Origin of the sequence: Primorskyibacter sedentarius (assembly GCF_004342065.1) — a bacterium.
GTDB classification, from domain to species: domain Bacteria; phylum Pseudomonadota; class Alphaproteobacteria; order Rhodobacterales; family Rhodobacteraceae; genus Primorskyibacter; species Primorskyibacter sedentarius.
Genome location: NZ_SLZU01000018.1, coordinates 1 through 19,913, shown reverse-complemented (window position 1 = coordinate 19,913; position 19,913 = coordinate 1). Strand labels below are relative to the sequence as shown.

Genomic DNA, 19,913 nt, shown 5'->3' with positions numbered 1-19,913 from the left:
AGGAAATTGCAAACGAAACATGGTTTACGAGCCGCATGTGATGGGTGTTGCAGGAGTTTGCACAGCGTGTCTGCCATCTGCTTCAAAACCCCTGCCGTCACAAAGGAAACGGACCTCAAGAAAGGTCCGTTTCAGTCTTTTTCGCTACGTCATCTCAGACGAAGTTCACATCACGCTATCGTCCATGAAGCAGAAGCAATCGTAATCCAGATCACCTACGAAGCCTTTCGGACGCCCGATGAAGTCTTCGTCCAGTGAAACCGTCGTGACCCGCTCTCCGTCGACAAAGAGAGGATTGTTGCCCACGCTCATTCCGATCAGCGGATCAAAGTTGTCTGCCATGGTCCCGCCGTTCACTTCGAAAATGAAGTCCATGCTGCCGGATTCGACGAAACCGGACGCCAGCGCGGTTGCCTCGAGCAAGACCACGTCGCCCTCATCGAACAGGCGGTTTCCGTTCACATCCTCATACGCCAGAAGATCGTCGCTTTCACCGCTTGGGATGATATCGCCGTTGCTGTCGATCGCGAGATCGAAGCGCAGAAGAGGACCTTCCGCATCGGTGTATTCCACGACCGTGCCACCATCCAGTTGGAGCGATGTGATTTTGATATCACCCGTGATGCTGCCATCCGTCGCGTCATAGAAGAGCTCGCCACGGCCCGCATCATTCGGGAAACCGAAACCGGCAATATTCTCTGCATTTTCGAGGATTTCAGCGATCCCGAGAAGATCGGTACTGGACACTTCGAGGCATTCACTTGCTGCAAGCAGTTCAAGATTCTCGCCCGCGCTCAAGTCGATGATGGGGGACATCCCGTTCTCATCCACATCAAGTCCCGCGACGAAGCCTGCACCGGCAATGGAAACCTTGTAGTCGCCTGCGTTGAGGTTTTCGAAGGCAAAGGTGCCGTCGTCCGCCGTCGTGGTGGTCAGCAGGATGTCATCGGTGGTCCCGAAGAGGCCATCGTCGCCGGCACCCTCCAGAGTCACAGAGCGATTTCCGATGCCTTTTTCGTTGTCGAAGGCGCCGTTTCCGTTCTCATCGCAGAAATAGGTGCCTGACACAGACCCAAGAAGATCCTGCACGCCGGCGTCGACATCGGGGGTGTTCTGGCCCGCGACAACAGTGACCGGAGCGGTCATGCCGGTGGCAGGATCAACATCGCTGTCGTCGGTGTCGTCGTTACCTGCGTCCTGAGCGATGAACTCCTTGCCGTCGGTGGCCTCGAACATGACCTTGTAGTCGCCAGCCGCGAGGTTATCGAAGCTGTAGTCACCATTGGCATCGGTCAGCACGGGGGCGACGGGGTTGCCGTCGATATCCGTCGCCGGCGTGCCATCTGCGTTCAGCAGAGTGACCAGCTTGCCCGCGATATCCGCGTCGCCATTGGCCGCGCCATCATCGTCGCCGTCACGGTTGTCGTCGCAGAAATACGTGCCCGACAGCGAACCGGGGAGATAGGCAACCCCTGCATCGACATCGGTCGTCTCTTCGCCTGCAACCACACCAACCGGCGCAGTCGTGCCCGTCGCGTCAACGTCACTGTCGATCGTGTCGTCGCTGCCGGTGTCCTGACCGACAAACGCCTTGTCGTCGCTGCCTTCAAAGACCACCACGTAGTTACCGGCCGCGAGGTTGTCGAAGCGGTAGTCGCCATTGGCATCGGTCTGCACGGGAGCGACGGGGTTGCCGTCGATATCCGTGGCAGGCGTGACGCCGTCGGCCTCGTAGAGTGTCACGGTCTTGCCCGCGATATCCAGATCGCCATTGGCCGCGCCATCGTCGACACCATCGCGGTCTTCGTCACAGAAATACGTGCCAGACAGCGAACCGGGCTGGTAGATCACGCCCACGTCGTTGTTCGGCGTATCCTGACCCGCAGTCACGGTGATGCCCTGGATGGTGGAGGTGCCGTTGCCGGTATCGGCCGCGTCACTGTCGATGGCATCATCCGTGCCAACGTCCTGAGCGGTCAGCTCCTTGCCATCGGGCGTGCTTTCAAAGCGCACGCCGTAATCGCCGGGAAGCAGATCCCCGAAGGAATAGTTGCCATCGGCATCGGTCATGGTGGTGACAGGGTTGCCGCCGTCCAGAACCGGGTTGCCCGCCGCATCCAGCAGGGTCACGACCACGCCAGCCACCGCGTTGTTGGCATCATTGTCCAGACCGTCGCGGTTGTCGTCGCAGAAATACCGGCCCGAGAGGGAGCCGAGGATGTATTGCACGCCGGCGTCGACATCGGGGGTGTTCTGGCCCGCGACAACAGTGACCGGAGCGGTCATGCCGGTGGCCGGATCAACATCGCTGTCGTCGGTGTCGTCGTTACCTGCGTCCTGAGCGATGAACTCCTTGCCGTCGGTGGCCTCGAACATGACCTTGTAGTCGCCAGCCGCGAGGTTATCGAAGCTGTAGTCACCATTGGCATCGGTCAGCACGGCTGCGACGGGGTTGCCGTCGATATCCGTCGCTGGCGTGCCATCTGCATTCAGCAGAGTGACCAGTTTGCCCGCGATATCCGCGTCGCCATTGGCCGCGCCATCATCGTCACCGTCACGGTTGTCGTCGCAGAAGTAGGTGCCCGACAGCGAGCCGGGGATATAGGCAACCCCTGCATCGACATCGGTCGTCTCTTCGCCTGCAACCACGCCAACCGGCGCAGTCGTGCCCGTCGCGTCAACATCGCTGTCGATCGTGTCGTCGCTGCCGGTGTCCTGATCGACAAACGCCTTGTCGTCGCTGCCTTCAAAGACCACCACGTAGTTACCGGCCGCGAGGTTGTCGAAGCGGTAGTCGCCATTGGCATCGGTCTGCACGGGAGCGACGGGGTTGCCGTCGATATCCGTGGCAGGCGTGACGCCGTCGGCCTCGTAGAGTGTCACGGTCTTGCCCGCGATATCCGGATCGCCATTGGCCGCGCCATCGTCGACACCATCACGGTCTTCGTCGCAGAAATACGTGCCCGACAGCGAACCGGGCTGGTAGACCACGCCCACGTCGTTGTTCGGCGTATCCTGGCCCGCAGTCACGGTGATGCCCTGGATGGTGGAGGTGCCGTTGCCGCTATCGGCCGCGTCACTGTCGATGGCATCATCCGTGCCAACGTCCTGAGCGGTCAGCTCCTTGCCATCAGGCGTGCTTTCAAAGCGCACGCCGTAATCGCCGGGAAGCAGATCCGCGAAGGAATAGTTGCCATCGGCATCGGTCATGGTGGTGACAGGGTTGCCGCCGTCCAGAACCGGGTTGCCCGATGCATCCAGCAGGGTCACGACCACGCCAGCCACTGCATTGTTGGCATCGTTGTCCAGACCGTCGCGGTTGTCGTCGCAGAAATACCGGCCCGAGAGGGAGCCGAGTTCAGGCTTGTCACAAACGCCCAGATCGATATCCGAGTTGGAATTTGCGGTCACGGTAAAGACATCGGACATGCCTTCGTCATTCACATCCGAGTCGATGGTGTCATCGGTGCCCGCATCCTGAATGGTGAACTCGGTGCCATCCGGTGCAACACCCATCACCTTATAATCGCCAACCGGCACATTGGTGAATTCGTAGTTGCCGTCCACATCCGTGGTGGTGGTGGCAATGACGGTATCGGTCGCCACATCGATCAGCTTGATCGTGACGCCTTCCTTCACCGGTTCGCTGGTGCCTTCAGTGACCTGATCGCGGCCTTCCAGCTCGATCTTGTCGATCCGGACCCATTCGCCGTCGTCGCCATCGACCCACATCAGGATCTCGTCGCCGGCGGAAAGCTCGACACCTTCGATCAGGAACTGCGAGTAATAACCGTTGTCATCGCCAGCGCCATCACTGTCGCGGTCCAGGCGGACGGCTTCGACAAGCTCGTCATTGACCTTGAACATGATGGTGGATTGGCCGTCGTTTTCGTCCTGCGCAAAAATCGTGACGTCATAGACACCGTCCTTGCCCGCGAAATCGGTGCGCAGATCGCCTGTGCCGCGGTAGTCTACCAGCTTAACAATTTCGCCACCGGACGCATCCGCGGCCTCAACCGTGTGGAATTTGTAGGCGTTCATGTCTTCGGCTTCGATGGTGTAATCGCAACCTTCAACAATCTCTCCGGCAGTGCCGTTGATACCATCGCATTCCACATCGCAGAATACGGTGCCCGAAACAGACCCAACAGCCTCGCCCGGCTTCCAGCACAGATCGTCAACCGCGCCGGACCCCGTCAGGTGGATCGTCATCTTCGTGACATTGGCCGCGTTCAGATCGATGGTCTGGATCGAATTGTCGCCAACACCCGGGATATCGACAACTCTGGTCGAGCCGTCTTCGAAGGTCAGCGTGATGGTGCCGCCTTCTTCCTCGATATCGAGCAGAACGATGTCGTGCAGATCGGATGGGCTGTCGAAATCGAACACGATCGAACTGCCAATGGCGTCGTTCGGATTGCTGCTGTTATTGTCTGTCGACACGATCAGGATATTGCCCTGATTGTCATAGGACAGGTCGCTGTCGTCCCCGGACCAGTTGTTGCTGTCGAAGATCATCGCATCGTTTTCAGCGGTGTTGTTACGCTCCCGCTGGGCCGTGATCGTCACACCCTCGAACTGGTCATAGACAACGGTGCCGCGGGCCAGGCCTTCGAAGTCGAGCTTCGCATAGCCTTCGGGGCAAGCCTGCCCATCCTTGCACAGCTCGATCTTGTCGATGCGAACCCATTCACCACAGTCTCCGTCGGCCCAGATCGAAACGACATCACCGGACTTCAGGTCGAGGCCATCAACGGTGAACGCCGTAAAGCCGCCATCGTCGGAGCCAGAGCCGTCACCGTCCTGATTCAGCACGATGGTTTTCACCACATGGCCGTTGACCTTGACCATCAACGTGGATTGACCGTCATTTTCATCCTGCGCATAGAGCTTGAGCTCGTAAGAGCCGCTTGCGCCGGTGAATGTCGTGGACAGGTCGCCCGTACCGCCAAGGTGGGACATCGAGACCAGCTCGCCGCCAGAGGCCTGGCTCCCGGTCACGGCGCGGAAGCCGCTCAGGTCCATGTTCTCGGCTTCGATGATGATACATTCGCAAGAGGTTTCGGTCACATGCTGCAACATGACATTGTCCACAACAGTGCCGCGGCAATCAGAATCGCCGATCCCCTTGAGGTCAATCCGGGTCGAGCCTGCGTCCAGTTCGACATCGAATGTTAGGGTCTGGAAGCCCGACTGGGTCGGCCGTACGGTTTCCTGCAACACACCGTCGATATAGATCTCGAAGCCGTTCGTGCTCCAGTCCGTGCCACGGGCGGCATAATCAATGCTGAAGCGGTAGGTGCCCGCATCGGTGATCTGAACCTCTTGGCGGATGATCGCATTCAGATCTCCATCCAGCTCAGCAACCGCATTCCCTTCGGTATTGCCGGTCTGGTAATCGCTTTCCTGGATTTCAATCCGGTCCTGCACAGCAACCCAGCCGGGCAGGCTGTCAAAAAGACCGTAGCCGGTGTTGTTCAGTGCGTTGTCTTCAAAATCACCGTTGACGATGAGGTTCTGGCCCAGAACTTCGATGCAGTTGTCCGGATCAGATTCGTCGACATCGTTGACCTTGACCCAGAGAGCCTTGGTTTCTTCGCCACCATTGCCGTCGGAGACCTTGATGGTCACGTCATAGGTGTTGTTGTTGCCACCCGATTGGGGGTTTTCATAATCGGGGCCGGATTTGAAGGTCAGCTCGCCGGTTGCGGCATCAATGTCAAAGAAAGCCGCGTCGCGCCCGCCCACGATCTCGTAGGTCAGCGTGTCACCATCGGCGTCAGTCGCGTTGGCGTCGATCACGAAGGTGGTGTTCTCGTCCACGGTGATGATACCGTCGGAGGGGAGGTTGGTGAAGGTGGGCGGTGTGTTGGCAGGGGCCTTGTCGCCCGCGCTGAGGCAGCGGTAGTCAACCCAGTGCCCCGAGACGTCGTTGGTGGCTGTCACGGTCAACTCGACGCCCGCAGGCGGAACCGCACCGTAGAAAGTAAAGAAGTCGTCGCCGGTGCCGGGCGCGCTGTAACCTTCCACTTCGATCTCGATCAGGTAATAGGTATTGCCGTCCGATCCCCGGAGGGTGAGGTAGCTTTCAGCATACATCTGACTGCCGACACGCGCGCCATCTACGCTGGCATATTGGCCAGTGCTGTCTGTGGCGTTGTCCCGGTAGTCCCCGGAAAGCTTGGCGTCATCGTCCCATGTGGAGATGCAGACCGACGGTCCACCAGACATGACAAAGCTGTCGCCACTGCCCAGGTTAGTATCGCCACCTTGCAACAGGTCAGCTTCCGTAAAGGCAGTAAATTCATAGTGGTAATATGTCATCGTCGTCCCTCCAGGACCTTTGTCCGGGTTTCCCCCAGGCTTTCTCACACACACATGCCGACAGGCCTATCGGCACCGATTTTCAGGTGTGTTACAGGCCTTGCAGGCGCTTATGACCGGGATGGATAAAGCGGACAGATTCCGGACTTGCAGTCTTTTTGGAGCGGCCGAATACGGCCCGTATTTATATGGAATTACATACCCAAAAAACGGTCGGCCAGAAGCCGTCCATTGACCTACCGATGATCGACCGTCCCCCCCAGGACATTACCCACAAAACTCGCAACACTTTTTTACACACGCGAACATTACAAGTTTTTCATAAAAAGTGGTAATAAAATTTTAAGCATATTGTGAGCTTTGTCAGTTTTCCGCCCTGAGTTGAAAGCAGGGCGAGCGATACAGCAATAACAGCAAAAGTTGACGCAACGCCCTTGGGCGCGCGCCTAACGGAACAGTTTCAGTGGGGTCTGTTTTGTTTCGCTTTGGTCAGGCGAAGGGGTCGCGATAGCGTCCCAGCTTCTGTTTGAGCACCGCCCACAAGAAGGGGGGCTCATGAATCACGTAGCGGTGGAAGCGCGCGCGGGGTTCCTTGATCAGCCGGTAAAGCCACTCAAAACCCCATTCGGTAATCCAGACGGGAGGTCGGTCAAACGTGCCGCTTTCGTAGTCGATGGTGCCCCCCAAAGGCAGCCAAAGCTTCACGCCCGGCATCCGGTCGCGATACTTCATGATGAACTTTTCCTGCCGCCCGCCAGCGAGCCCGACAAGGCAGACCGTTGCGCCGCTGTCGTTGATCGCGGCGATCATGCGTTCGATCTCGGCCGGGTCACTGTCAAAATGGAAGGACGGGCTGTCAGTGCCTATGACCATCTCGCGGCCGACTTTCTCATTTATGTTCTTCGCCGCCAAGTCTGCCACGCCCGGTTTGCCACCGCACAGGAAGACGGTCATGGACGGGTCATTCGCATAGCGCATGTAGAATTTCGGGAAGTAGTCACTGCCCGAAACCCGTTCCTGTACCGGGGTTCCCAGCCACTTGGTGGCAAAATACATGATCTGGCTGTCGCAGGTGATCACGTCGAACTGGTCCAGCAGGTCGTAGAATTCGCGGTCCTGCTGGAGCTTCATGATCATGTCCACATGCAGCGTCAGCATCACGCCCTCGCGGAAATGCTCCACGATGTCGTCCATGGAGACGTCATGAACGTAAGCGTTCAGCATCTGCACGCGCTTCATCTCGCCCAGCCCTGCGGCCATCTCGGTAGTGCTTGCATCGGCCATTACGCATGTTGCCCCATATACTTGTCCACCAGTTCTTTCGTGCCTCGGATGTTTCCGGCCGAGGAAGCGCCGAAGACGATGCTTTCCACACCGGGCAGTTCCGAGACCCAGTGGATGGCTTCGTCTGCAGGGATTGCGCCTGACGCATAGACCGACATCGCCACTGCCCGCACGCGGCCCGACTTCAGCGCGTCGAGATAGGCATCAAACCCGCCCGACATGCGGAACCCGATCTTGTTGATGTTGGAGCAGATGATCGGACGTTCGATCCCTTCCTTTTCCAAGGCATCAAGCAGCATCGGCATGTTCATGGTGATATAGGCAGGCTCGGCGCCCCATTTTTCGCGGATATGGTCATCGAAGATCCGCAGGGCGCGAGTGAACCCCATCCCCAGAAGCAGGTCGGTAAAGACGTTCTGGATGAAGACGACAGGCGTCTTCGTGCCTTCGAACATCTTCATCTCCATGTCGATCAGCACCTTGGCGATGCCGTCGACTTCCTTGGTGGCGAGCGCCTTGGTCCCCGTCAGCGCGGTTGCCAGCAGCCCGTCCTTGGGCATGAACTCGCGAAGCGCGCCCACCATGCCGTGCTCCGTCACCGCATTGGCGTATTTATGGGCATAGGGCATGCAAGGATAGAATTGGAAATCGGCGTAGCGTACCGGGTCTGCCTTCACGCGCTTTGCAATTTCTGCGATGCGGTCGTGGGTCGTGCACATGAAAGTGTTGATGCCCGTGTCATAGGCCACGTCGAGCACATCCATGATGGCTTGGGTTTTCTGGAACCGCATGGCCTGGGCGCGGGCCTTTTCCTCGGACATGTGATTGATGCCAAAGAACTGATTGTCGCCGAACAGAAGCTTGTCCATATCTTTTCCCTCCTCAGCGACCAAACCAGCCGCGCTTCTTCGCGGGCTGGGGGGCACCGGTGCGGGCTTCGCCCACGGGGGTCCCGGTCTCGGCGTTCTCGATGATCATTGCCATCGTGCGGTCCGTCTCGGTTGCCGAAGCAAAGCCGTTTTCCGGGGCTTGCCGCTTGCCATCCCGAACTGCGCAGATGAAATCATCAAGCTGGCCGGAATATTCCTCGCCGCGCAGGTAGAACCAGCGCTCTTCGGTCAGTTCGGTGGTGTATTTTACCGTCCATCCTTCGTCGTAGCCTTCCAGCCCGTCGACGGGCTTGCGCAGATAGGCTTGGCATTCCTGCCGGTCGGCATACAACCGACCATTGGTGCCGATAAGGCTGATCTTGGTGGACATCTTGCGATGGCTCTCGTCTGACCAGTTCACCGAAAGCTGTGCGGTGGGTCCTTCGTTCCACCGTAGCGTCGAGAACACCTCGTCATCGGTGCCTTCGGAAAAGACCTGTCCCAGATGGGACCCCATCACCCGGTCGGGCGCGCCAAAGAACCAGTTCAGCAGGTTCAGCGGATGGGCGGCGTAGTCGTAAAGGCAGCCGCCGCCCTCGGCCTTGTCCGTGCGCCAGGTTGAGCGCTTGGGACGAAGTACGACCGGACCGTAGGCCTCGGCCAGGACATGGGTGATACGGCCAATGGCGCCGGCGTCGATCAGCCGCTTCATCTCGCGGAAGGCGCCAACATAGCGGTAGTGATAGCCCACCTGCGTCACCAGACCCTTTTCAGCGGCCGTATCTGTCAACCGCTGGCTGTCGGCCCAATCAAGGCAGAAGGGTTTCTCGCAGAAGACATGGAGCCCCTTGTCGAGCGCGGCCGTCACCATCGGTGCATGCAGCCGGGAGGGGGTGGCAATCACCACCGCGTCAAGCGGCTCCTTGGCCAGCATCTCGTCAAAATCGCGGTAAATGGTCGTGTTGATGTTCTTGCTCAGCACATCGACCATGAACCCAGCGCCGTCACAGGCTATGGTTTCCACGTCAGGATGCGCGTTGACCATGGCGAAATGGCTGAGGCCCATCTTTCCAAGCCCCACGACGCCGACTTTCAATTTTCCCACAATCTTACCCTCAACTTCTTTTAATCAATGCCAGCCACCCACACGACCGGACACTTCTGAAATCGCCCGGTGTATCCGCCATTCCCGCTCTCCACGCAAGGTGCAAGTCCGATAGCCCAAAAATCAGGCAGAGCAGCGGGATTTGTGCCGCCATGGTAAAATTTCACATAGGCTGAGGTTTCGATTTGCCGAGCCGGGGCAGGTGGATGACCCACTCCGTACCTCGAATTATTTTACATAATAAACCTTATATGATTTATTGTGTGTAGCCGCAAAGCGAAAATGCCCACATCTGCCAAGTAGAATGAGCAGCCCCACTTGAGTGGTCCATATTGAAAGTTAGCGCATGATCGGTTTTTGGTCATCGGGATGATGGCCTCAGGCGCAGGCGGGCGATAGCCCAATGCACTGTGTGGTCGCTTGGTGTTGTACAGGTAAGCAAAGAAAAAGAACGACAGCAAAAACCAGAAGGTGAGCAGCGCGCACATCCGCGCCTCGCGCCCATAATGAACGGACGGCCTCAAGGGCTTTCCCGAAGCCATCACCGCCGCCTTCCCGGACGCTATGGTCCAGACCTGCATCGTGCATCTGGTGCGCCATTCCCTAAACTTCTGTTCCTGGAAGGACCGCAAGATCGTGGCCGCCGACCTGCGCCGGATTTACAGCGCCCCGACCGCCGATCTGGCCGAGGCCGAGCTCGATGCTTTCGAGGAGAAATGGGCCGGAAAATACGCGTCCATCGTCCCGGCCTGGCGACGGGCATGGCAGGAGGAGATCCCGTTCTTTGGCTTCGATCCGGCGATCCGCAAGATCATTTACACGATGAATGCCATAGAAGGTCTGAACCGCGTGATCCGGAAATCCTTCAAAACGCGGGGTTCCTTCCCGACAGACGAGGCCGCGAGCAAGTTGATCTACCTCGCCATCCGCAAATTCGAAAAGGATGGCCGAAATGTCCGGGAATGGTTTGCAGCCTGCAACCAGTTCGCCATAATGTTCGAAGAGCGCTTCGACGCTTAAGTATCTGAAACCGCATGGGCCGGGCCAGACACACAAAGTTTATGACACTTCCGCATTTCCTGATGTCGCAACTCCTTGACGTGATAGGCATAGGTGGCGCCACACTGGTTGCCCTTCTCTTGCGGCAACCCGGCAGCCAGTTCCATTGACCGGTTCTCGTGCGCTACGAGACTGGGCCGTGCCCAGCGGTAATCCTCCCCCTTCGTCAGCATATGCCAGCACAGCGTGGCGTGTTCGTCGTCCGGCACCGGCTGTCGCATCAACCACTCGCGGCCACGCTTGTTGAAGAGATCGGCATGCGGACATTTAGGGATCAGATGCGTATGCAGGATGGCATGCACCTCGTTCTTGATCCGCGTCCGGTGCCGGACGACCTGATAGCGACGCGCCACGAGCCTGCGCATCCCCTCCGTCGCCGCATCAGGTGTCCAGATTTCCGGCTAGTAGCCGACGGCATACAGGCTCGCCAACGTTGCCGCGTCGACCTTGTCGGTCTTCACATGAGCGTGGGCGATGGCCTTCACCTGAAGCGGGTTGGCAATTACCACCCGCTTCACATAGGGCGTCAGCACGCGGGAGACCGCCATGTAGTTACCTGTCGCCTCGATCACCCCCTCCCCGAAAGTACGGTGGATGTCTATTCCGATCACGCGTCGCATATGCGCCTCCCTTGCCAGTGACAAAAAGCGGGAGCGGCGAGCGACACGACAACTACGGATTCGCGCTCTCGGCGCAACCGGGCGAGTCGCAGAGGCGGCCAGCTACTAACACGAGCTCACAGCTCATCGTATAGATCGGCCTGCCCGCGCCTGGTTCCTCTGTCCCGGATGGTCGCACCATACACCCTGATCCGAGAACCGGGGCCGGACATTGGCACCGGAATCTTCATACCGGTTACGAATGAGTTGGAGCCTCCGGCAAACCCGGCACGGTTCATGGGGATCCTGTGGTCGCGCTTTCTGTTGGTGACTAGTAAACTGGTCAACCGGCCCCTGCTCTACCGAACCAAAATACTCGCGTTGGGGTGACTCCACGTTTGAACAAAGGTACCGCTAAGTATTTTTGTTGGTGCTGCAGGATATGCGTAGCGTTAACGCAACAAAATGTGCCTAGCCGACGACGAAGCTGAAAGCGGACTGATCCTCCCCCACTGAAGTAGTCCGCGTTTACGCTCACGAAACCAAAAGAACGACATGCTGAACAAGCAGCCACAGGCCTTTCTTCTTCAGATATCGACGCAGCCTGAGGTCTGCGACCGGGTGATTGCATGGCGCTGCGCGACTTAGGGCCCAGACACCAACCCTCAGTAGGATTGTTTTCTTTCAAGGTCTGATGGAGCGATCTACGTGTTGGAATGGCAGCACGCTCTTTGGAATAAACATGCTGCGGTTCTGCGCTTTCTCCAGACGAAGAACCCGATTACCAAGATGCAATTTTCCGACCTTAGTTATGAACAAAGCACAAGCTAGGGACAGGTCATTGTAGAGCCTTTGTCCGCCCATGATGGGCCACCCCTGTCGCTGGCCGCTGCATTGGGGTGTGCACTCGGGTTCCGGCAAAGCGCGTGTAGTGCGAGACAGGCCCATCTGCACCGGTCATTTCAGTTTCAGTTTCAGTTTCGTTCCCTTGGACTCGGTTCAACATGAATCCGGTCAACGCCCCGAATGTCATCCAACTGACCGGTGTCAGCAGGGCCGTCGGAATCATGTAGATCAGGTTGCCGGTGGTGATGGCCATCAGCGCAAAGGTTTCCGGAGGAATTTCCTTCCGGCGCCAGACACCGATCATGAACATGGCAGGCAAGGTGAGTACGGAGAATAGACCCAGATAACCGTACCAACCGTTTACAGTGATCGCCAAAATCCACACACCTTCCTGAATGGTGACGACCTCGCCGGCCTCGTTGTAGGCTTGGTTTCGGCCCCAGCGTCCCCACCCAGTCAACGGCTTCTCTAAAGCGCGCTCCAACGAGATGTCTTCATTGCGGAGACGGGTTCCCAACGATTTGGAGCGCGCTTCCGAAACCGTTGCCGCGGCGGCCGATATCTGTTCGACGGGAACAATGCCCGCGCCTCGGAAAACGGGGTATAGAAAGATAACGAAACCAATGCTCATGGCGAACAGGATCTGAATCCACCGCCCCGTGACCAGATAGACAGCTGTCATGAGAAAACAGATCACGGTGGCGCCCAGATTGTTGCTCATCAGCAGCATCACAAGTAGCCATCCAGCCGCGATCAGCCATTTGACCCCCTGCCCTGCTTTCCACAAACCCAAAGCCGCCAACACACAGGTGCAGATGAAAAAACCGACAAATAGCCCGTGATACAGGAAAACCATCGGGCGGTACCCATCGCGAATATGCTGCAAGAAGGAATGTTGGTGAAACCCGTAGATCCAGCGATGCAACTGCGGGCTCAATCGCATCTCGATCAACATCAGCACCGAATAGAGCAACCCCATGATCGTTAGCACCATAAGCATCTTTCGATGCGCCTGCGGGGTTGCCAGATAGCGTCGTGCAAAATAATAGGGTGCAATCGACAGCGTAGTGATTATGGGGTCAGTTATACTTTCCTTGAGTGGCAGGCCGGGGATTACGGTGTTGCCGAAACGTAGCGCCTCCTGATTGTTCAGTACCGTCAGAGACGGCGCGGTCAATATCATGATGATGCCCACAAGCAGTAGGAATCGCAAAAGCGGCGCCTCGGATTCCCGCGGTGCGGGGTCAATTGAAGACCGGTTGGTAACGAAGATGATCAGTATCCCGAGCGAGACCATCATTGTCTTATCGAGGTCGGGCAGACCTGGCAGATCGATCGAAAAGGCTTCGGGCAGGAAAAGGTAGGGCACGATGATGCCCCAGATCAAAGCCTTCTGAAAAGGAAGCCTTTGTCCGATGACAAGCGCGCAAAGGGGCCAGATCAAAAGAGCAAACGTCGGCACAGGCGAAACCTATAATTTTGTCCCCCAGCCTTCCCTTAACAGAGATTTCCGGGAAAAACATACCTTCATTCTAGCGGTGTCATGACGGATTGACGTCAAGGGCGAGACAATCAGCACAATCAAGTCTCAACGGTAATCTTCCAGTTCCGTGCAGGGCAACAGTCTGATGTATGAGCGGAGCACTCCTCACTCTTGCGGCATACAGGGGGTTTGGGGCACAAGGCTTGGTAATGTCCCAGCCACAGCAAAGCAGTCAGATCATGCCCGATCCCCGAAGCTACGTCTTGATCTCTCCTTGCCGCAACGAGGCAGACTACATGCGCCGCACGCTTGACAGCGTGGTGGCCCAGACAGCCCAACCGACGCGCTGGATCATTGTGGATGATGGGTCGACCGATGCGACGCCGCAGATCCTTGCAGAATATGCCGCGCAGCATGACTGGATCACCGTCGTGCCCAAACCCGACCGCGGCCACCGCGCCGTGGGTCCCGGCGTGATCGAGGCCTTTTACGCGGGCTACGACACGATCACCCCCTCGGACTACACCTACCTGTGCAAGCTCGATCTCGACCTCGATCTGCCCCTTGGCTATTTCGAGGGGTTGATGGAACGCATGGAGGCCGATCCACGTATCGCCTCCTGCTCCGGCAAGGCCTATTTCGAAGATGAAGACGGGCAGATGGTGTCGGAAAACATCTCTGACGACATGTCCTTGGGCATGACCAAGTTCTACCGAGTCACCGCCTTCGAGGCGCTGGGGGGCTTCGTGCGCGAAGTGATGTGGGACGGGATCGATTGCCACAAGGCGCGGATGCTGGGCTGGAAGGCGGTCAGCTGGGACGTGCCGGAGCTGCGCTTCAACCACCTGCGTCCCATGGGATCGAGTCAGACCAGCATCTTCACAGGGCGGCGTCGCCACGGGTTCGGGCAGTATTACATGGGAACCGGTCCCCTGTTCCTGTTGGCCTCTGCGGTCAACAAGATGCGCCAGAAACCCTATGTTCTGGGCGGTCTGGCAATCGTACAGGGCTATCTTGGCGCCATGCTGCGGGGTGAAGAACAGCATGGCGATAGCGAGTTGCGGGCCTTCATCCGGGCCTATCAACGCCGTGCGCTGATGGTGGGCAAGGCGCGCGCCGTGGCCGAGATAGAGGAGGACCGCGTCGCGCTCTGGGCGCCCTAAGCTTTTACGCCCGCGCGCGAGCGGCGCCGCGCCATCAGACCAAGCAGAATCAACCCGGACGCCATCAGTGGAATGGCCGGGGGAAGCGGTGTCACCAGCGGGGGCTCATAGCTGGCGCTTCCTGCGACATCCCAGCGGAATTCGAGCCCCAGCGCAGAGCCTGGGTCCAGAAGCAGGCTATAGGTGCCGCTGAAGACAGAATTGTCGTTTGCCTCTATGTGGAAATCCCAGCCATCCCGCGGCCTCCACGGGATCTGGTTAGCTGCGTCATATCCCGGAAAATGGAAATACTCCATTCCCAGAAAGGCAGAGGCCTCAGCAACGGCTGCCCCTGTCAGGGGGGCATGAATTTGTGTAACGGCCTGGGTACCCACGTCATAGGACATTTCCAGACGAATGCGGTCAACCCCGCTACAGTTATGCTGCGGTGACCTCGTACATTCGTGCGCGTAACGCAGCATCGGCGTTAGGTATCCTATATTGTAGCTGCTGCTGTCGATCTCGGTCTGACTAGCGTGCCCCCAAGCCTCCGCTGCGCGGCCATATTGATCAACGCTTCCCGACACCAATGTACCAAGTCCCCCTGGCGAGAACTCCCCGGTGCCTTGGTAAAACCCTCCGAAGCCCCCCCAATCCTGCCAGTACCCTCTGCTCAATGCGGCAAAGGCATCTGCTCCGGAACGTTCATAGGTAGCGGAAACCACGGTTACGGATGTTGAAGCGAAGGAATAGTACTCGGCACCGAGCGTCGAGGCAGAACTGGCAGAGGCGCTGAGCAGGCCAGCCACAAAAGGTATCACGAAAATACGCAAAACAGGGTACTCCTTTACACAATAACGAAGCTTTCGCTCCGCTAAATACTTATAAACTTACCTTACGTTACCTCATTTCGGAAGAAAAGTGTCAAGCCGATAGTCCGTCAGGACGCTTCCTTGTGCCAAGGCTCGCCGATGCTCTTGTCATCCGGTGCGGCGCAAGGTCATTGTCTGCGAATGTCGACGCGTATCTCTTCCAGTGAATTCTCGATCCGCAAGCCTTGGCTCGTGATCTTTCTGATCGCGGTCTGCACTGGGATTGAAGGGTTGCTGCAATTGGCTGAATTCCTGGACCTTGCTCCCAGATTGCGCGCAACTGTCTATGAAAACGGTGGATTCTGGTCGGGGCTTCTCAGGAACTGGCAGCCCAATTACGCGGCTCAGCCTTACACGATGTTTCTTACATACGGGTTCTTGCATGGCGGGCTGGTGCATATGGCGGTCAACATGCTGACGCTTTGGTCTCTGGGTCGCGAAGTTGTCGACCGGGTCGGATCATGGGGCTTCGCGCTTCTTTATTTCGGCGCGATGATCGGGGGCGGGGTCGGGCACGCGGCGCTGGCCACCGGACCTGCCCCGATGGTCGGGGCATCAGGGGCGCTGTTCGGTCTGGCGGGAGGGCTGCTGGCCTGGGCCTATGTGGACCGCTACACGCTGCAGGAAACGCTCTGGCCCATACTGCGTGCCGCAGCGATCCTGGCGGCGCTGAACCTCGTGCTGTGGTGGGCCATGGACGGGCTGCTGGCCTGGCAAGCCCATCTTGGCGGCTTCGTCGCGGGCTGGGTGCTCGCCCTGCTCATAGACCCGCGCCCGCACACGGAATAGCACACCTGACCTCTCCCCAACGTCTGGCGCAGACCCAACCAGCCTGCGGCATTAGCCCCCTGCTTTTGACATACGTTCTTCGCTAGATCGAAGCAAAAAATTGAGTCAATCCCTCCCGATCCTGTCTGCACAAGCGCCATCAGGAGGGGTCATCCAGCCAATCACGATTGGATCATTCCGGGGATCATGGCTTGCGTTCACGGGTTGGAAAGCTTGAACTGGGTATCACGGCTCGGTACAGAGCAACCGACTGCAGTATTGGTCATCATGGGTTTCAGGTATGTCGTTTTCGGATAGTGCAACAGAGTCCAAAATCAGGTTCGGAGGTCTTCTGAACTGGGGCATGTTCTGGCTGATCGTGGCCACACTTGCCGCCCTGATTTTTTTCGACGATGGAATCGAGGCACTTCTCGAAGCTTGGCAACGGCCCGAATACAGTCACGGCCCGCTTATTCCCCTCCTGTCCGCACTGCTGTTCCTGAGGCAACTGAAGACGGTCCCGGAAAACCACGGTGCCGCGGATCGGCGCTGGATCGGTGTTGTCGTTATCGTGATTGCCCTGCTGTTTGGGCTTCTGGGTAAGCTTGCCACGATTTCCGACATCGTCGCCTATGCACTGATCCTTTGGGTGGGCGGGGTGCTGCTGATCAGCTTCGGCTGGTCCACGGGCAAGCACTTCTGGCCGCCTGTCTTGCACCTTGTCTACATGCTCCCGCTTCCCGGGGTCCTATATTACAAACTGACCACCTGGCTGCAGTTCGTGTCTTCCGAGTTGGGCGTGTGGTTTCTCAAGATCCTGTCGATTCCGGTCTTCCTCGACGGTAACATCATCGATCTGGGCGTCACCAAGCTTCACGTGGCCGAAGCATGTTCAGGGCTGCGCTACCTATTTCCGATCCTCAGTTTCTCCTACATTTTTGCGGTGCTCTACCGTGGCCCCACTTGGCACAAGGCAGTACTGCTGATCTCTGCCGTACCAATCACAGTGTTGATGAATTCGGTCCGGATCGCGGTGGCCGGGTATATCGTGAACACTTGGGGCGTCGAATGGGTGGACGGGTTCAGCCATTTCTTTGAAGGCTGGGTAATCTTCCTGATCTGCATCCTACTTTTGTTCGGGCTGGCGCGGATCATGCTGCTGTTCAACCGGAAAAAGATGACGCTCGTCGACGCGCTTGATCTCGACACCCAAGGGCTGGGCACGCAGGCCATGCGCCTGCGTCTGATCCAGCCCTCTGCCGCACTGATTTCAGCGGCCCTGATTTTTCTAGTCGCAGCCGGTGTCTGGCAGGTGTTGCCGTCTCGGGGAGAACAACTCGCAGCGCGTGACAGTTTCGCCGCGTTTCCCCGACAACTGGGAGGCTGGCGTCAGCAGGGACCACGGCAGTTCTTGTCCCCGGGGGTAGAGCAAGCTTTGGCCGCGGATGACTACCTACAGGTCGACCTCGCGCGTGACGATACGACTCCGCCAATTGGACTCTTCATGGCGTGGTACGATGATCAAAGTCAGGATGGCGTGCATTCGCCCGAGATCTGCCTGCCGGGCGCTGGCTGGGAAATTGCCTGGTTGGAACGCTCAGACATTACTGCGCAGATGAACAGCGATATGCCATTCAAGATCAACCGTGCGATCATCCAGAAGGGCGAGCTGCGCATGATGGTCTACTACTGGTTCGAACAGAAAGGCCGACGCATCGCTTGGGACTTCGCCGCGAAATACTGGCTGATGGTGGACGGCATCCGGACGGGTCGGACCGATGGCGCATTGGTACGGCTGACAACGGTGATTTCGTCGAACGAATCCGATGCGATGGCAGAGGAGCGCCTACAGGACGCCCTTGAGAACCTCCAAGACGTCTTGCCCAGATTCATTCCACTTTGAACCAGACTTTAGCGCTCCCCCCACAAACCCAGGGCACGAAACGAAAGCTCCGCAACTTGCACAATTGCTCGGAGTACACAAGTCGGTGTAAACATCCATAGATGTTCTGGCCGATCTCGCATGATAGGTCAGAACAAGATTAGTTCTACGCGACCAGAGATCTAACAATATATAAATAGAAAGAGTCTAACTTTAGATGGCAGAGTTCTCTCCGATTATACACATAGGACTACAAAAAACAGCTTCAACTTTTCTACAAAAGAGTATTTTTGGATCTATGGAGGATTTCTATACTCCCTGGGGCCATCAATCGGCGAAGGCAATTGAGTATTTTGTACTACAACATTCCGATCGCTTAGACAAAAAAGCTATAAGAGATGAGCTAAAGGCGCCGAGAGGAAAGGTGACCGCAATCAGCCAAGAGGACCTGATTGGATATCCGATTTTTGGGAGATACTACGCGGAAAGTACTATCCGAAGAATATCTGAAATAATTCCAGAGGCTCGGATTGTTCTAGTGATACGCGAACAACGGTCTATAATACTTTCTAACTACTTTCAAAGCGTGAGGCAAGGTAGAACTCTATCTATTTCAGACATGCTGAATCCTAAAGAATTTAGAGATGGATTTCGACCAATTATTCGATTGGATCACTTCGAGTATGACTTGACGTACTCCATTTTACGCAAGTTCTTCAGAGATGATCAGCTTCTTATATTACCCTATGAGCTTCTAAAATTTGACAAAAATCTATTTCTGAAAAAGTTAGGTGACTTTTGTGGCGTAGATATTAAGCCTGATGTCGGGAGTATGCCCGTTCATAAAAGCCGTGGTGTGACAGCTATGCGGGTCGAACGGATATTAAATAGAATTGCACCAAATCCAACTCATCTTCCGGAAGAATATCATAACTACCCGATTCGGGTTCGCTCCCGGAACAGAATTGTAAATTTGGTCAATCGACTTTCAACCCATATAGATAGAAAATCGAATCATCTTCAGTATCTTCAAGATAAAATTGAGCGTCACCTTGGAAAATACTACGAAGAATCAAACATGAGGATGTCAGAAATTCTACAACTTGATCTGAAAGATCTAAACTATCGTGTTTCTGAATGACCTGACTTTGTTATTGGCATATATACCCTCTACTTACGGCTTTGTTGATGGCGTGGATGCTCCCTCCCGACGGCATCGCAATGTGCCATTGTGGTGAATGTTAAAGCGGAACCGGCGGATGAACTCTGGGGTCGCCAGCGTCATTGTGGTGTGGCGGCCCGAACCTTTGAGACGGTAATCTTTGACGCGGAAGGTAACGCTGTTTGTATTGAAACGGATCAGGCGGCTGTTAGAAATAGCTATCCGATGCTTGTAGCGCGACAGATAGGCCAGCACGGCCTTTGGTGCTGCGAAGGGTTCTTTGGTTCACATTGAACAACGTCCAAGCTGCTGATTTTTCGTCATAAAGCGCTGATTTCTTTGGCTTTGAACTGCAGGGTTTCATAGGGTTCCATTGGAAACCCTGCAGTTTCGGACCCGCCCCATGAAACACCGCGACCGTGCACCACAACAGGACGATCTCCTGCGGCCTCGGCTGGTCGACATGATCGACATGCGCCACGAACTGGTGAAGCTCGCGGCCCTGATCGACTGGGAGT

The 19,913-nt window shown here is 56.9% G+C and carries 12 protein-coding genes and 2 pseudogenes; 5 read left to right on the top strand and 9 right to left on the bottom strand.

Annotated elements, in window-relative coordinates; all coding sequences use genetic code 11:
- Positions 1–165 precede the first annotated feature (165 nt).
- The 4 genes from EDD52_RS18440 to EDD52_RS18425 form a co-directional block, all read right to left on the bottom strand.
- Positions 166–6,324 (bottom strand): SdrD B-like domain-containing protein, encoded by a 6,159-nt coding sequence (locus tag EDD52_RS18440; protein WP_132247724.1) that lies wholly within the window; start codon positions 6,322–6,324, stop codon positions 166–168.
- 489 nt (positions 6,325–6,813) lie between these two features.
- Positions 6,814–7,608 carry a WecB/TagA/CpsF family glycosyltransferase gene (locus tag EDD52_RS18435; RefSeq protein WP_132247722.1) on the bottom strand — a complete coding sequence of 265 codons (795 nt, stop codon included), beginning with the start codon at positions 7,606–7,608 and terminating at the stop codon, positions 6,814–6,816.
- Positions 7,608–8,477, bottom strand: coding sequence for a hypothetical protein (locus EDD52_RS18430; RefSeq protein ID WP_132247720.1), 870 nt, complete (start codon positions 8,475–8,477; stop codon positions 7,608–7,610). Before EDD52_RS18430 ends, EDD52_RS18435 begins: the two co-directional genes overlap by 1 nt.
- 13 nt (positions 8,478–8,490) lie before the next feature.
- Entirely contained in the window at positions 8,491–9,582 is a 1,092-nt protein-coding gene (locus tag EDD52_RS18425; protein WP_207906055.1) for a Gfo/Idh/MocA family protein, read from the bottom strand.
- Positions 9,583–10,092: 510 nt separating this feature from the next.
- Here EDD52_RS18425 and EDD52_RS18415 point away from each other — a divergent pair.
- A pseudogene (locus tag EDD52_RS18415) lies at positions 10,093–10,602 on the top strand (IS256 family transposase); the annotation flags it as partial.
- Here the strand turns inward: EDD52_RS18415 and EDD52_RS23875 are convergent.
- From EDD52_RS23875 to EDD52_RS18405, 3 genes are all read right to left on the bottom strand, one after another.
- Positions 10,599–11,006 (bottom strand): hypothetical protein, encoded by a 408-nt coding sequence (locus EDD52_RS23875; RefSeq protein WP_207906054.1) that lies wholly within the window; start codon positions 11,004–11,006, stop codon positions 10,599–10,601. The pseudogene EDD52_RS18415 and the gene EDD52_RS23875 overlap by 4 nt on opposite strands.
- A 36-nt stretch (positions 11,007–11,042) precedes the next feature.
- Positions 11,043–11,261, bottom strand: coding sequence for a hypothetical protein (locus EDD52_RS23870; protein ID WP_207906053.1), 219 nt, complete (start codon positions 11,259–11,261; stop codon positions 11,043–11,045).
- 817 nt (positions 11,262–12,078) lie between these two features.
- Entirely contained in the window at positions 12,079–13,548 is a 1,470-nt protein-coding gene (locus EDD52_RS18405; protein WP_132247718.1) for a hypothetical protein, read from the bottom strand.
- Positions 13,549–13,808: 260 nt separating this feature from the next.
- Between EDD52_RS18405 and EDD52_RS18400 the strand changes: the two genes are divergently transcribed.
- Positions 13,809–14,732: a glycosyltransferase family A protein gene (locus EDD52_RS18400; protein WP_132247716.1), complete on the top strand. Its 924-nt coding sequence runs from the start codon at positions 13,809–13,811 to the stop codon at positions 14,730–14,732.
- Here the strand turns inward: EDD52_RS18400 and EDD52_RS18395 are convergent.
- On the bottom strand, positions 14,729–15,520 hold the full coding sequence (locus tag EDD52_RS18395) for a hypothetical protein (RefSeq protein WP_207906052.1): 792 nt from the start codon (positions 15,518–15,520) through the stop codon (positions 14,729–14,731). The genes EDD52_RS18400 and EDD52_RS18395 overlap by 4 nt on opposite strands.
- Before the next feature lie 204 nt (positions 15,521–15,724).
- On the opposite strand from EDD52_RS18395, the gene EDD52_RS18390 reads away from it, so the two are divergent.
- The 3 genes from EDD52_RS18390 to EDD52_RS18380 all read left to right on the top strand — a co-directional run bounded on the left by EDD52_RS18390 (position 15,725) and on the right by EDD52_RS18380 (position 19,374).
- Complete coding sequence (locus EDD52_RS18390) at positions 15,725–16,372, top strand: rhomboid family intramembrane serine protease (protein ID WP_132247712.1); 648 nt, start codon at positions 15,725–15,727, stop codon at positions 16,370–16,372.
- Between the two features lie 343 nt (positions 16,373–16,715).
- Complete coding sequence (xrtD, locus tag EDD52_RS18385; RefSeq protein WP_243652011.1) at positions 16,716–18,254, top strand: VPLPA-CTERM-specific exosortase XrtD; 1,539 nt, start codon at positions 16,716–16,718, stop codon at positions 18,252–18,254.
- A 196-nt stretch (positions 18,255–18,450) separates the two neighbouring features.
- Entirely contained in the window at positions 18,451–19,374 is a 924-nt protein-coding gene (locus tag EDD52_RS18380; protein ID WP_132247708.1) for a sulfotransferase, read from the top strand.
- A gap of 60 nt (positions 19,375–19,434) precedes the next feature.
- On the opposite strand, the pseudogene EDD52_RS18375 reads toward EDD52_RS18380, so the two are convergent.
- Positions 19,435–19,677 (bottom strand): annotated as a pseudogene (locus EDD52_RS18375) (transposase); the annotation flags it as partial.
- Positions 19,678–19,913 lie beyond the last annotated feature (236 nt).